Raw genomic sequence first — 12,807 nt, 5'->3', positions numbered from 1 at the left:
CACCGGTCGTACAGTGACCGCCGTGACGACCGAGCCTCCCGCTGACGTCGGCGCGGACTCCGGCGCCGCCGCGGGCACGGCTCACCGGCGACGCCGCCGTCGCCTGCCGCCGTGGCTGCTCGCCGCGGTGGTCGTCGTCGCGCTCCCCGCGACGGGGCTGCTCCCCGCGGCAGACGCGCGCGACCTGCTCGTGCGCACCGGGCCGGTCCTCGTGTTCCTCCTCGCCATCACGGTGGTCGCGGAGCTGTGCGCGGGCGCGGGCCTGTTCGACGCCGTCGCCGCCCGGGCGGCGCGGCTCGCCGGGGGTCGGCGGATCGTGCTGTGGGTGCTCGTCGTCCTGCTCGCGACGGCCAGCACCGTCGTGCTGTCGCTCGACACGACGGCGGTGCTCGTCACGCCCGTCGTGCTCGCCCTCGCCCGCCGCACGGGCACCAGGCCCCTGCCGCTCGCGCTCACCGTGCTCGCGCTCGCCAACACGGCGTCGCTCCTCCTGCCGGTCTCGAACCTCACCAACCTGCTCGCGGCGGACCGGTTCGGCACCGGGTACGTCGGGGTGATGTGGGCGCCGGCGCTCGCGGTCCTCGCGGTGACGGTCGTCGTGCTGCTCGCGCTGCACGGTCGCCACCTGCGGGGACGGTTCGACCTCGTGGGCCCCGGCCCGACGCCGCCCGACCGGGTGCTCCTGCGCCTCACCGGGGCCGTCGTCGTGCTCCTCGCGGTCGCGTTCGCGCTCGAGCTGCCCGTCGCGCCGACGGCGCTCGCGGGTGCGGCGGTGCTCGCGCTCGCGACGTGGTGGCGGCGCGTGCGCCCGCTCGTGCCGGTGCGCGAGATGCTGCCGTGGCGGTCGGCGCTCGTCGTGGCGGCGCTGTTCGTGGTCGTGGAGACCTGGCACGCGCACGGGCTCGGCGACCTCCTCGCCGCCGTCGCGGGCACGGGGACCGGACCGGGCGACCTCGCCCGCCTCGCCGCGACGGGCGTCGTCGCGGCGAACCTCGTGAACAATCTGCCCGCCTTCCTCGCGCTGCTCCCCGCGGCGGGCGAGGACGTCGAGCGGCTGGCGACCCTGCTCGTCGCGGTCGACGCCGGACCGCTGATCACGCCCTGGGCGTCGCTCGCGACCGTGCTGTGGTGGCAGCAGTACCGCCGTCACACCTTCGGGCAGGAGGCACCGCCCGCGTGGCACGTGATCCGCCAGGGCCTCGTGCTCGCACCTCTCGCCGTCGCGGCGGGGGTCGCCGTCGTGGTGCTGCGCTGACCGGCGAGATCCGGCATCGCGGCCGGCGTCTCGGTCGCACGCGGTACCGGGCTCGAGGTCGCGGCCTGGGAGAGCCGAGCGGTACGACGGAGCCCGCGCGAGAAGGTAGCTCTCGGGACGCGCGCTTCGTGCTCTCTCAGGCGGAGAGCTCGTGGTTGGCGAGACGGTTCATGGAGATGCCCTGCGCGGCAGCCTCCTCGACGAGCCGGCGGTGCATGGCCGGGGGATCCGCACACGGAACTCGCCGGAGTAGTGGCGCTCGGACAGGGGCTCGGGGACCTCTTCGCCAGAGGCTGCCAGGTCCTCGACCACCTCGGAGGCGAGCTTCCGGATCCCGGCGAACGCGGCGGCCGACTCGGGCTCGAGCCAGGAGAGGGAGGGTAGCTCGAGAACCGTACCGACGAACTCTCCGTCGTCTGCGGACCAGGACACGCGGTAGCTGTGGTGCTCGGCGGCGTTCACTTCTCCTCCTCCGTGGAGTCGTTCTCCTCGTGCATGGCCTCGATCCTGGCCATCGCCTCGTGGACCTGTCTCACAGGCGGTCGAACGGGGCGGCGTAGGTGAACCGCCCGGCGTGCTCGCCGCGCCAGGCGCTCAGGGCGCGCGCCTGGAAGTAGTCCCCCCACGCCGGCTCGGGAGCCTCGATGCCCAGGGCGCTCGCGGGCACGAACCCGAACCGGGAGTAGAGCGCCGGCTCCCCGAGCAGCACCACGACCGGTTCGCCGAGGGCGTCCGCCGCACCGAGGATCGTGTGCATCAGCGCGGAACCCACGCCGCGCCGCTGGTGGTCGCGACGGACGCTGAGCGGTCCGAGACCGAGCGCCGGCCGGCCCCCGAGCTGACCGCGGGTGGCGACGACGTGCCCGACCACCTGGGGGTCGTGGGACCCGGTCTCGGCGACCAGCGACAGCTCCGGGATCCACCCCGGGTCCTCCCGCAGCCACCCGACCAGGGTGGCCTCGCCGGGTGCGCCGTCGGGCTCGACCGACGGCGCGGCGTGCTCGACCGCGGAGAAGGCGTCCACGGTGACGGCCCGGATCGACTGGACGTCCGACGGGCGCTCGCGTCTGATCAGCATGCCGACACTCTCGACGGGCGCACGACCGAGGGCAACGGAAATCGCTGCCGCCGCTCCCGGGAGGACCGGTGACCGTGCCGCGCGTCGGCCCGGGTGCGCTCCTCGCGGGGCCGTGGTCGGATGGGGAGCGATGACTTCGCGATCGATGACGACACGAACCGTCCGCGCCGCCGCCTCGTCGCTGGCGGCGGTCCTCCTGCTCGGCGGGGTCCCCGCCGCGGCCGTCGCGGGCCCGGGGGGTGAGCCAGCCCGCACCGGCGCCGCCACGGCGTCGGCCCGCACCGGACCCGCCACGACGACGGCCGCCCAGGTCGAGGCCCCCGTGCCCGAGATCGCGTGGGGGCCGTGCGACGGCGACGGCCTCGAGGCGTTCGAGTGCGCGACGGCGCAGGTGCCGACCGACTACGACCGCCCCCACGGCCGCACGACGACCATCGGCCTGACGCGGCTCCCGGCGTCCGACCCCGAGCAGCGGATCGGGAGCCTGTTCACCAACTTCGGCGGCCCGGGCGGCCCGGGCGTCGAGACGCTGCACCTGCTCGGGGGCTCGCTCTTCGACGACGACGTGCTCGCCCGGTTCGACGTCATCGGGTTCGACCCGCGTGCCGTCGGGACGTCCGACCCCGCGACGTGCTTCCGCGACCAGGACCGCGAGAACGCGTTCCTCGCGGGCCTGCCCGCGTTCCCCGTGACCGACCGCGAGGAGGCGCGCTACCTCGGCCAGATGGCGGCGTTCGGGGCGTCGTGCACGCTGTTCTCGGGCGACCGGATCGCGCACGCGTCGACGGCGAACGTCGCGCGGGACATGGACCTGCTGCGCCAGGCGGTGGGCGACGAGCAGCTCAGCTACGTGGGGTACTCCTACGGCACGGTGCTCGGCGCGACGTACGGGGCGCTGTTCCCGGACCGCGTCCGCGCCCTCGTGCTCGACGGCACGATGGACGTCGACGCGTGGTCGGGCGTCGGGTCGCGCGAGCTGATCGGCGCCCGGATCGGGCAGGCCGCCGGCGCGACCGAGACGTTCGGCGAGTTCACGCGGCTGTGCGCGGAGGCGAGGCCGTCGGCGTGCGCGCTCGCGTCGCTCGGCGACCCGGCCGACGTCGTCGAGGCGACCTACGCCGCGCTCCGCGAGGCGCCCGTCGACGTGCCGCTCCCCGACGGCACGAGCGTGCGCGTCGGGTACCCGGACACGGTGGCGCTCGTCTTCCAGTACCTGTACGAGCCCGCCGCGTGGGGCGACCTCGACCTCACGCTCGCGTCGCTCGCGGTGCTGAGCGGCGCCGTCGAGCCGCCCGCGGCCGCGGACCGCCAGCGCACGCTCGGTGCCCTGCCCTCGCTCGGGGAGCTGCTCCGCCGCGCCGGGTTCGCCGAGGACTACGCGTCCGTCGGCGGCGCGCTCGCGAGCCTGTGCGTCGACACGACGACCCCAGGCCGGCCGTGGCAGTACCCCGCGAAGGTCGACGCGCTCGACGCGCAGTACCCGCACTTCGGGCGCTTCCGCGGCTGGGTGGGCGTCCAGTGCGAGTTCGTGCCCGTCGAGGACCGCGACGCGTTCACGGGCCCGTGGGACCAGACGACGGAGGCTCCCGTGCTCGTGGTCGGCACCCGGTTCGATCCCGCGACGCCGTACGGGTTCACGCAGCCCTACGCCGACCGCTGGCCCGACCCCCGCGTGCTCACCGTCGAGGGCTGGGGCCACACGATCATCGGCAAGAGCGCGTGCGCGGACGACGCCGTCGCGCGGTACCTCGTGGACCTCGACGCGACCGACGGCGCCACGTGCGAGCAGGACGTCGTGCCGTTCCAGGGCCCGTCGGTCCCGCTCGGGGAGGCGCTGCGCCTGCCGGTCGTCTGACCCGCTGACCTGCGGACCCGCCGACGCGCCGACCCGCCGGACGGTGCCCGCTGGTCCCGTGCGGTCGCGGCCGTTCGGCCCTACCGCCAGGTCCCGCCGTCTGCCCACCCTGGAGGCATGACCGGACCGGGCCGCCGCGTGACGGAGGCCGCCCGGCGCTACCCGTGGGTGGTCGCCACGGTGGCGGTGGGCGGTCTCGGCGGCGTGCTCGAGGCCTGGGGCCCGGACCGATCGGCCCAGGTCGTGGTCTCGGCGTTCGCGCTCGTGCTCGTCGTGGTCCGGGCGCGCGCGATGGTGGCTGACCTGCGGGCGGGCGCATACGGCGTCGACCTGCTGGCCGTCCTGTCCGTCACGGCCACGGTGCTCGTGGGGGAGTACTGGGCCGCGCTCGTCGTGTGTCTCATGCTCTCGGGCGGCGAGGCGCTCGAGGACTACGCGAACGGGCGCGCGCGGCGCGAGCTCTCGAGCCTGCTCGCCGGCGCCCCGCGCGTCGCCCACCGGGCCGGGCCCGGCGGGGAGCTCGAGGACGTCCCCGTCGACGACGTGCGCCCCGGCGACGAGGTGTGGGTGCGGCCCGGGGAGGTCGTCCCGGTGGACGGCGTCCTGCTCAGCACAGCGGCCACGTTCGACGAGTCGTCGCTGTCCGGGGAGTCGCTCCCGGTGGAGCACCGGCGCGGGGACGTCGTCCTGTCCGGGTCGGTGAACGGCGGCGGCGCGGCGCAGGTCCGGGCGACCGCGACGGCCGCGGGCTCGCAGTACCAGGCGATCGTCGAGCTCGTGAAGCAGGCGCAGGAGTCCAAGGCGCCGTTCGTGCGCCTCGCCGACCGCGTGGCGGTGCCGTTCACGGTCGCCGCCCTCGCGCTCGCCGTCGTGGCGTGGGTGCTCAGCGGTGAGCCCGCGCGCTTCGCCGAGGTGCTCGTCGTCGCGACGCCGTGCCCGCTGATCATCGCGGCCCCGGTCGCCTTCATGTCCGGCATGTCCCGCGCGGCGCGGAACGGGATCATCGTGAAGTCGGCCGGGACGCTCGAACAGCTGTCGCGCGTGCGCACCGTCGCGTTCGACAAGACGGGCACGCTGACCCACGGGGCGCCGGTCGTCGTGGACGTCCTGCCCGCGGGCGGCCGCACGCCGGATCACGTGCTCGCGCTCGCGGCCGCGGTCGAGCAGTACTCGGTGCACCCGCTCGCGGCGGCCATCGTCCGCGCGGCCCAGGAGCGGGACCTCGCGCTGCCCGCCGCACGGGACGCGACGGAGGAGACCGCCCGGGGAGCCCGCGCGACGGTGGACGGCCACGCGGTGGCGGTCGGCCGGCTGGCCTTCGTCGTCGCGGGCGCGCCCGCGGGCGTCCCCGTGCCCGGCGCGGGCCGCAGCGCCGTCCACGTGGGCGTCGACGGCGCGTACGCCGGGACCGTGCTCCTCGCCGACGAGCTGCGGGCCGAGGCCCGCCCCACCGTCGCCGCCCTCCACGCCGCGGGCGTGCGGACCACCGTCATGCTCACCGGCGACGGCGCGGCGACCGCCCGGCACGTAGCGGACCAGGTGGGCATCGACGACGTGCGCGCCGGCCTCCTCCCGCAGGACAAGGTCGACGCCGTCCGCGGGCTGCCGGACCGCCCCGTGATGATGGTCGGGGACGGCGTGAACGACGCCCCGGTCCTCGCGGTGGCCGACGTCGGCATGGCCATGGGCGCACGCGGCTCGACGGCGGCGACCGAGTCCGCGGACGCGGTCGTCGTCCGGGACGACCTCGCGCGCACGGTCGGCGCCGTGCGGATCGGCCGCCGCACGGTGCGGGTCGCGTGGCAGGCCATCGGCATCGGGATCGCCCTGTCCGGGCTGCTCATGGTCGTGGCCGCGACGGGGCGTCTCTCCGCGCTCGCGGGCGCGTGGCTCCAGGAGGGCGTCGACCTCGCGTGCATCCTGTGGGCGCTGCTCGCCACCCGCCCGGGCAGGGACGAGACGCCGCCCGGACCGTCCCGGTCGGCACCCGCCGCGGAGGTCGGCGAGCCGCTCGTGCCGGCGGCGTCGTCCCGCTGAGACCCGGCGTCCACCCGCCCACGGGCGGACGAGAGGATCGGACCCCGGACCCCCGGCACGGTCTCCGAGAATGCTCTGAGAATCGGCGGGCACGCTGTCTCGCATGAGCATCCTCACGACGCGCCGGACGTCGGCCCAGCAGGCCCAGCCCCAGGCCCGGCCCACGGCCCGGGCACGGCGCGGAGCGGGCGCACCCGCTCCGGGCGCGGTCGTCCTGCGGGCGGTGCTGGTCGGTGTCCTCGTGCTCGTCGTCGGGTTCTGGTGGCGGGGCACGCCATCGTCCGCCGGGGCGTCCCCGGCCGGCGCGCTCACCGGCATGGGGGAGCTCGTGGGGCTCGTCGCGTCGGTGCTGGTCTGCGCCCAGCTCCTCCTCGTCGGGCGCGTGCCCTGGTTCGAGCGTGCGGTGGGCCTGGACCGGCTCGTCGCGTGGCACCGCGTCCTCGGGACGACCGTCGTGCTCCTCGTCCTCACGCACACGCTCCTCATGGTCGCCGGGACCGCCCTGCCGGCGCAGGCCGCGTCCTGGTGGCAGGCGCTCACCCTCGTGCTGGCGGAGCCGGACATGACGGCCGCGCTGGTCGGCACCGGCCTGTTCGTGGTCGTGGGGGTGTCCGGCGCGCGCCTCGTGCGGCGGCACCTGTCGTACGAGGCGTGGTTCCTCGTGCACCTGACGATCTACGCCGGGGTGTACCTCACGTTCGCGCACCAGGTCACGGCGGGCGCGCACTTCGTCGGCGACCCGACGGCCCGCGCCGCCTGGGTGCTCCTCTACGCGGGCACCGCCGCGGCGCTGCTCACGTGGCGCGGGGTGCTGCCGCTCCTCGGCGTGCTCCGGGACGCGCCGCGCGTGAGCGCCGTCGTGCCGGAGGCCGGGGGGATGACGAGCGTGTGGGTGTCGGGTCCGGCGCTCGCGGACGTCGGGGCACGAGCGGGCCAGTTCTTCCTCGTGCGCTTCCTCGCGCGGGGCCACGTCGTCACCGCCCACCCCTACTCGGTCTCCGTCGCGCCCGACGGCGAGCACCTGCGCTTCACGGTCGGCGGCCTGGGCGACCACTCGCGCGCGGTGGCGCACCTGCGGCCCGGGACGCGCGTGCTCCTCGAGGGACCGTTCGGCCGTTTCACCGCCGCGCGGGCCCGACGCCGCGGTGTGCTGCTCGTCGCCGGGGGAGCGGGCGTCGGGCCCGTGCGAGCGCTCGCGGAGGACCTGGTCGCGCGCGGGCACGACGTCGTCGTCGTGCACCGCGCCCGGTCTCGGGCGGACCTCGGCGTCGGCCACGAGCTCGCCGACGCGCCGCTCACGTACCTGCCCGTCGTGGGCCGCCGGGCCGACCTCGGGTACGACCCCCTGGGCCCGGGGCGGCTCGACGCCCTGGTGCCCGACATCGCGTCGCGCGACGTGTTCGTGTGCGGCCCGCCCGCGATGGTCGCCACCGTCGAGGACTCGGCACGCCGTGCGGGCGTGCCGCGGTCCGCCGTCCACCGCGAGGAGCTGAGCCTGTCATGACCGGACGCCGCTGGAGAGGGACGATCGTCTACGCGGGGAGCGTGCTCGCGCTCGGCGCCGCCGCGCTCGCGCGGTACGGCGGGGTGCCGGGCCTCGCCGGGGACGGGTCCGGGACGTCGGGAGCTCCCGCCGTCGTCGCGGGGTCTGAGCCCGTGACCCCCGCGACCCCGACGCCGGCCCCCTCCACCGCAGGCTCGACGGACCCGGGCACGTCCCCGGCGAGCCCGGGCACCGGCACACCGGACCCGACGCGGGCGACCGTGACGGGGTCCGTCGTGCAGACACGGTACGGACCGGTGCAGGTCGCGGTCACATTCACCGGGACGCACCTCGACGCGGTGCAGACCGTGCGGTCGCCCAGCGGGGGAGAGAGCTCCCAGATCTCCGCGCGCGCCACGCCGCTGCTCGCGCAGGAGGCGGTGCGGGCGCAGTCCGCGCGCATCGACACCGTGTCCGGGGCGACCTACACCTCCGAGGGCTACCGCGAGTCCCTCCAGGCCGCGATCGACGCCCGGGGCTGACGGTGCGCCGGACGGAGACGGTCATGGGCCTGCCGATGTCGCTGGACCTGCGCGCGCCCGACGACGAGCGCGCGCGGGCCGCGGTCCGCGCGGCGTTCGCGGTGCTCCACGCCGCGGACGCGCGGTTCAGCGGGCGACGCGCGGACAGCGAGCTGTCCCGCCACCGGCGCGGGCTCGTCGTGCGGCCCTCCCGGGACCTGCGCGAGGTGCTCGACCTCGCGGAGGCGGCACGCGTCGCGAGCGGGGGCGCGTTCGACGTGCGCCGGTCGGACGGCACCCTAGACACCGACGGCGTCGTCAAGGGCTGGGCCGCGCAGCGCGCGGTGGACCGGCTGGTCGCCGCGGGGTTCTCCGACCTGTGCCTCAACGCCGGCGGGGACGTCGCCGTCCGTGGCGGGCCGGAGCCCGGCCGGCCCTGGGTGGTGGGCGTGCGCTCCCCGGCGCGCGCGGACGGGCTCGTGGCGCGGGTCGAGCTGCACGACGGCGCGGTGGCGACGTCGGGGACGTACGAGCGCGGTCTCCACGTGTGGGACGGGCGCACGGGTGCCGCCGCGCGCGGGCTCCTGTCGGCGACCGTCGTCGCGCCCGACCTCACGACCGCCGACATCCTCGCGACGAGCGTCCTCGCGCTGGGCGAGGAGGGGGTCGCGTGGGCGGTGGACCAGGGGGCCGCCCTCGTGCTCGCCGTCCTCCCGGACGGGACGGTCGTCAGCGACGGGCCGGCGGGCCGAGCGGCAGCGTGAGCACGAGACGAGCCCCGTGCGGCGCGTCGGGACGGTTCGTCGCCGCCACCGTGCCGGCGTGCTGCGCCGCGACCTCCGCGACGAGAGCGAGCCCGAGCCCGTAGTGGCGCCGGCCGTCGTCGTCCACGGCCGGACCGGGGCGCCGGGAGGCGAAGCGTGCGAACAGGTCTTCGGCGTCCTCGCCCAGACCGGGTCCGTCGTCGTCGACGAGGGCCTGCGCTGCCGACCCGGCGCGCCGCACCGTGACGACGACCTCGTGCGCCGCGTGGTCGACCGCGTTGTCCACGAGCGCGGTGAGCGCGCGGCGCAGCGCCGCCGGCGCCCCCACGACCGTGAGCTCGTCCGTCCCTGCGCGCCGCAGCGCGACGGAGCGCGACGCCGCGCGCGCCTCGGCCGAGCGCACGACGGCGTCGGCCAGCGCCGCGAGGTCGACGGGGACGAGGTCCACGGACCGCGTGTCCGCGGCCGTCAGCAGGTCGTCGAGCACGTCGCTCAGCGCGGCCGTGTCCTCGAGGAGCCCGTCGACGTCGCGCGCCACCTGCTCCGGCGTCCCCGGGCCCGGTCGCTCGAGCCGGCGGCGCAGGAGCTGCGCGCGCGTCGAGAGCAGGGTGAGCGGGGTCCGCAGCTCGTGGCTCGCGTCCGCCACGAAGCGCCGCTGCATCGCGAGGGCCTGCGCCGTGGGGAGGACGGCGCGACGCCCGAGCCACCAGCCCCCGACGGTGGCGAGCACGACCCCGACGGCCGTCGCGACACCGAGCGCGAGGAGGAGGCGCGCCAGCTCCTCGCGCGTCTCGGACGGGTCGAGGACGGCCTGGACGACGCCGTCCCGACGGTCCACCGTGAGCACCTCGAACGTGCCGGCCGAGGTCGTCACCCGCTCCCGCGCGCTCGTCCCGGTGCGCGCCACCTGCTCGACGAGACCCAGGTCGGGCAGGCCCGCCGGCATCCCGGGCGACGCCTCGACGCCGCGCGGCGAGGCCACGGCGACCCAGATCCCCGGGCCCGCGTCGGTGACCTCGTCGGCCGACGCCGCCGACTCGAGCCGACGGTCGTCCGCCTCGCCGAGCGCGCGCGCCACGACGGCCAGCACGACCGCCGCCACCACCAGCAAACTCACGAGCACGAGGAGACCCGTCTGCACCGCGAGGCGCCGGCTCGTGCGCCGCAGGAGGTCGCGCTCCGCGCCCGTGATCACAGCGCGCCCCACCGGTATCCCAGCCCGCGCACGGTCGTGACCGCCCGACGGCCGAGCTTGCGGCGCAGGTAGTACACGTAGGTGTCGACCACCCCGGGGTCGGACGCCTCGGGGAACACGCGGTCCAGGAGCTCGTCCCGGCCGAAGACCTGGTGCGGGTGCCGGGCGAGGACCTCGGCCAGCGCCGCCTCGCGCGCCGAGAGGTCGGCGGTCGTGCCCGCGTCCGTCGTCACGCGGCGGCTCCCCAGGTCGAGCGTGCCGCCCGGGAGGCGGATCGCGTCCGCCGCCGGGGACGCCTCGCCCCGCCGGCGCAGCGCGCGCAGCCGCGCCAGCAGCTCGTCGACGTCGAACGGCTTCCCCACGTAGTCCTCGGCCCCGGCGTCGAGGCCGGCCACACGGTCGGCCGGGTTGCCGAGCGCCGACAGCACGAGCGCGGGCGCCGTGACGCCGCGCGAGCGCAGCCGGGCGAGCAGGTCGAGACCCTCGACGGCGGGCAGGCCACGGTCGAGGAGCAGCAGGTCGTACTCGCGCGTGAGACCGAGGTGGAGCCCGCGCTGGCCGTCGTGCGCGACCTCGACGACGTACCCCTCGCTCCCGAGGAGCTCCGCGAGCATGTCAGCGAGCATGCGGTCGTCCTCGACCACGAGGACCCGTGCCTCGACTGTCATGCGGTTCCGCCTCGTCTCCCGGACGTGTCCATTCTGGCCGCCGGGCGGTCGGGCACAACTGCGGCCGACGCACCGCCGCCCGCCCGGAGCGGGTCCTCACGGACGGTCGCGACGTGCGACAGTGTTCCGGGCGTTCGAGCACAGGACGCCTGCCGTCCGACCGTGAGGCGCCCCGTGGCCACCTCGACCTCCCCGTCCGACCCCCCGGCCGCCGCCCTGGCCGAGGCGGAGCGGCTCGCCGTCGCGCTCGAACGCCGGGCGATGTCCGCGAGCGAGGTCTCGTTCACCATCGCCGACGCGCGCGCCCCCGGCATGCCGCTGGTGTGGGTCAACCCCGCGTTCACGGCGACGACCGGCTACACCGCGGACGAGGTGCTGGGGACGAACTGCCGGTTCCTCCAGGGTCTGGGCACCGACCGCGAGGCGGTCGCGAGGATCCGCGCCGCGGTCGACGACGGCAGCACGGTGGGCGAGACGCTGCTGAACTATCGCAAGGACGGCACGGCGTTCTGGAACCAGCTCACCATCTCGCCGGTCCACGACGACCACGGGACGCTCACCCACTTCGTCGGCGTCCAGGCGGACGTCACCGCCCGGGTCGAGGCGGAGCGGTCCCGCGAGGCGGCCCTCGACGCCGCGATCTCCGCGAACCACCGGCTGACCACGACCACCCGGCTCGTCGAGCGGCTGGGCGAGCTGCTCGGCACGGAGGACGTGCTCGCCGAGGCGGTACAGGCCGTGGCCGAGGTGTTCTCGTGCTGGGCGGTCGTCGTGACGTACCCGGACCGGAGCTCGCGCACCGACGTCGCCTCGCACGACCCGGCGCTCGCCGAGGCGGCCCGGCGCCTGTCCCGGACCCCGGGCTGGGCCGACCGCTCGCTCGCGGCGGTCGACGTGCTCGGGGGCGGTGCGCGGTTCGCGCGGCCGTTCGACGTCACGCCCGACCTCGTCTCGCCGCACGCGGACGAGGAGGAGCTCGCGGCGATGCGGGAGCTCGGGCTCGGCTCCGCGATGTCCGTGGGGCTGCGCGCGCGGGGCCGGGTCGTCGGCGTGCTCGCCGTCGTCAGCGCCCAGCCGGGATTCTTCGGCGAGGAGGACGCCGTGATGTTCGAGGACCTCGGGCACCGCATCGGCCTCCTGCTCGACAACGCGCGGCTCTACGAGCGCGAGCGCGACGCCGCGCACACCCTGCAGGAGCGGATGCTGCCCCGCCTCGCCCCGCTCGACGACCTCGACGTCGCCGTGGTCTACCGGCCCGCGGACGGCGCGTCGGGCGTCGCGGTCGGCGGCGACTGGTTCGAGGCTCTCGAGCTCCCCGACGGCCGCGTGCTGCTCGTGGTGGGGGACGTCGTCGGGCACGACATGCACGCCGCGGCGGCGATGGGCCAGATCCGGTCCGCGCTGTTGAGCGTCGCCGCGGACGGCACCACGCCCGACGAAGTCGTTGCGCGCCTCGACGGCCTCGTGAAGCAGTTCGGCCTCGCCGACGTCGCGACGTGCGTGGTCGCGACCCTCGGGCCACCGGACGTCGACGGAGGGCGCGAGCTCGTCTACTGCCGGGCCGGCCACCCGCCGCCCCTGCTCCGCACGCCCGACGGCGTCGTGCGGCCGCTCGACGGCGCCCTCACCACGCCGGTCGGGATCGTCACGCCCGGGCCGGTGGCGGCCGTCCACCTGCACGTACCGGCCGGGAGCGCGCTCGTGCTCTACACCGACGGCCTCGTCGAGTCGCGTGCGCGCGGCCAGCGCGAGGGGATCGTCGAGCTCGCGCAGGCCCTGCGCCGCGCCCCGGCGGACGCGGGTGCGGCGGCCACCCGGGACCACCTGCTCGACCAGGCCGGGGATCACCGCAGCGAGGACGACACGTGCCTGCTCGTCGTCCGCCTGCCGCGCGGGGGCGAGGCCGCGGCGTCCGACGGCGGTGCGCGGCCCCACGCCTGAGCGGCGGGCG

Annotated in this window: 11 protein-coding genes; 7 read left to right on the top strand and 4 right to left on the bottom strand. The window is 76.6% G+C overall.

The features are described 5' to 3' along the window. The first annotated feature begins 22 nt into the window (after positions 1-22). Positions 23-1,255 carry an SLC13 family permease gene (locus tag B9L22_RS08965; RefSeq protein ID WP_086150241.1) on the top strand — a complete coding sequence of 411 codons (1,233 nt, stop codon included), beginning with the start codon at positions 23-25 and terminating at the stop codon, positions 1,253-1,255. Positions 1,256-1,391: 136 nt separating this feature from the next. Here B9L22_RS08965 and B9L22_RS20490 read toward each other — a convergent pair whose 3' ends face one another. Both B9L22_RS20490 and B9L22_RS08955 read right to left on the bottom strand, forming a co-directional pair. Further along, complete coding sequence (locus B9L22_RS20490; protein WP_233139959.1) at positions 1,392-1,472, bottom strand: toxin-antitoxin system HicB family antitoxin; 81 nt, start codon at positions 1,470-1,472, stop codon at positions 1,392-1,394. A 315-nt stretch (positions 1,473-1,787) separates the two neighbouring features. Continuing rightward, positions 1,788-2,333, bottom strand: coding sequence for a GNAT family N-acetyltransferase (locus B9L22_RS08955; RefSeq protein WP_086150066.1), 546 nt, complete (start codon positions 2,331-2,333; stop codon positions 1,788-1,790). Between the two features lie 145 nt (positions 2,334-2,478). Here B9L22_RS08955 and B9L22_RS08950 point away from each other — a divergent pair, with 145 nt between their 5' ends. From B9L22_RS08950 to B9L22_RS08930, 5 genes are all read left to right on the top strand, one after another. Continuing rightward, a complete protein-coding gene (locus tag B9L22_RS08950) occupies positions 2,479-4,188 on the top strand; it encodes an alpha/beta hydrolase (RefSeq protein WP_086150065.1) in 1,710 nt (569 codons plus the stop codon). Positions 4,189-4,305: 117 nt separating this feature from the next. Further along, positions 4,306-6,225: a heavy metal translocating P-type ATPase gene (locus B9L22_RS08945; protein ID WP_086150064.1), complete on the top strand. Its 1,920-nt coding sequence runs from the start codon at positions 4,306-4,308 to the stop codon at positions 6,223-6,225. 103 nt (positions 6,226-6,328) lie between these two features. Then, positions 6,329-7,729: a ferric reductase-like transmembrane domain-containing protein gene (locus tag B9L22_RS08940; RefSeq protein WP_086150063.1), complete on the top strand. Its 1,401-nt coding sequence runs from the start codon at positions 6,329-6,331 to the stop codon at positions 7,727-7,729. Then, positions 7,726-8,250: an FMN-binding protein gene (locus B9L22_RS08935; protein ID WP_086150062.1), complete on the top strand. Its 525-nt coding sequence runs from the start codon at positions 7,726-7,728 to the stop codon at positions 8,248-8,250. Before B9L22_RS08940 ends, B9L22_RS08935 begins: the two co-directional genes overlap by 4 nt. 23 nt (positions 8,251-8,273) lie before the next feature. Beyond that, positions 8,274-8,993: an FAD:protein FMN transferase gene (locus B9L22_RS08930; RefSeq protein ID WP_086150240.1), complete on the top strand. Its 720-nt coding sequence runs from the start codon at positions 8,274-8,276 to the stop codon at positions 8,991-8,993. On the opposite strand, the gene B9L22_RS08925 is transcribed toward B9L22_RS08930, so the two are convergent. Next, a complete protein-coding gene (locus tag B9L22_RS08925) occupies positions 8,959-10,200 on the bottom strand; it encodes a sensor histidine kinase KdpD (protein WP_143317201.1) in 1,242 nt (413 codons plus the stop codon). The two genes, B9L22_RS08930 and B9L22_RS08925, sit on opposite strands and share 35 nt — an antisense overlap. Further along, complete coding sequence (locus B9L22_RS08920) at positions 10,185-10,856, bottom strand: response regulator transcription factor (RefSeq protein ID WP_086150060.1); 672 nt, start codon at positions 10,854-10,856, stop codon at positions 10,185-10,187. Before B9L22_RS08920 ends, B9L22_RS08925 begins: the two co-directional genes overlap by 16 nt. Positions 10,857-11,030: 174 nt before the next feature. Between B9L22_RS08920 and B9L22_RS08915 the strand changes: the two genes are divergently transcribed. Beyond that, the gene (locus tag B9L22_RS08915; RefSeq protein WP_086150059.1) at positions 11,031-12,797 is read left to right on the top strand and encodes a SpoIIE family protein phosphatase; all 1,767 of its coding nucleotides are present in this window, start codon (positions 11,031-11,033) and stop codon (positions 12,795-12,797) included. Positions 12,798-12,807: the final 10 nt, after the last annotated feature.

Source organism: Cellulosimicrobium sp. KWT-B (assembly GCF_002127155.1).
Classification (GTDB): domain Bacteria; phylum Actinomycetota; class Actinomycetes; order Actinomycetales; family Cellulomonadaceae; genus Cellulosimicrobium; species Cellulosimicrobium funkei.
Note: the sequence above shows the minus strand (reverse complement) of the source record. Positions and strands in the feature narration are given on the sequence as shown.

Bases quoted from the DNA above. Each gene is read 5' to 3' on its own strand.
- B9L22_RS08935 (WP_086150062.1), top strand. From the start codon at position 7,726: ATGACCGGACGCCGCTGGAGAGGGACGATCGTCTACGCGGGGAGCGTG.
- B9L22_RS20490 (WP_233139959.1), bottom strand. From the start codon at position 1,472: ATGCACCGCCGGCTCGTCGAGGAGGCTGCCGCGCAGGGCATCTCCATG.
- B9L22_RS08920 (WP_086150060.1), bottom strand. From the start codon at position 10,856: ATGACAGTCGAGGCACGGGTCCTCGTGGTCGAGGACGACCGCATGCTC.
- B9L22_RS08940 (WP_086150063.1), top strand. From the start codon at position 6,329: ATGAGCATCCTCACGACGCGCCGGACGTCGGCCCAGCAGGCCCAGCCC.
- B9L22_RS08955 (WP_086150066.1), bottom strand. From the start codon at position 2,333: ATGCTGATCAGACGCGAGCGCCCGTCGGACGTCCAGTCGATCCGGGCC.
- B9L22_RS08950 (WP_086150065.1), top strand. From the start codon at position 2,479: ATGACGACACGAACCGTCCGCGCCGCCGCCTCGTCGCTGGCGGCGGTC.
- B9L22_RS08930 (WP_086150240.1), top strand. From the start codon at position 8,274: ATGGGCCTGCCGATGTCGCTGGACCTGCGCGCGCCCGACGACGAGCGC.
- B9L22_RS08945 (WP_086150064.1), top strand. From the start codon at position 4,306: ATGACCGGACCGGGCCGCCGCGTGACGGAGGCCGCCCGGCGCTACCCG.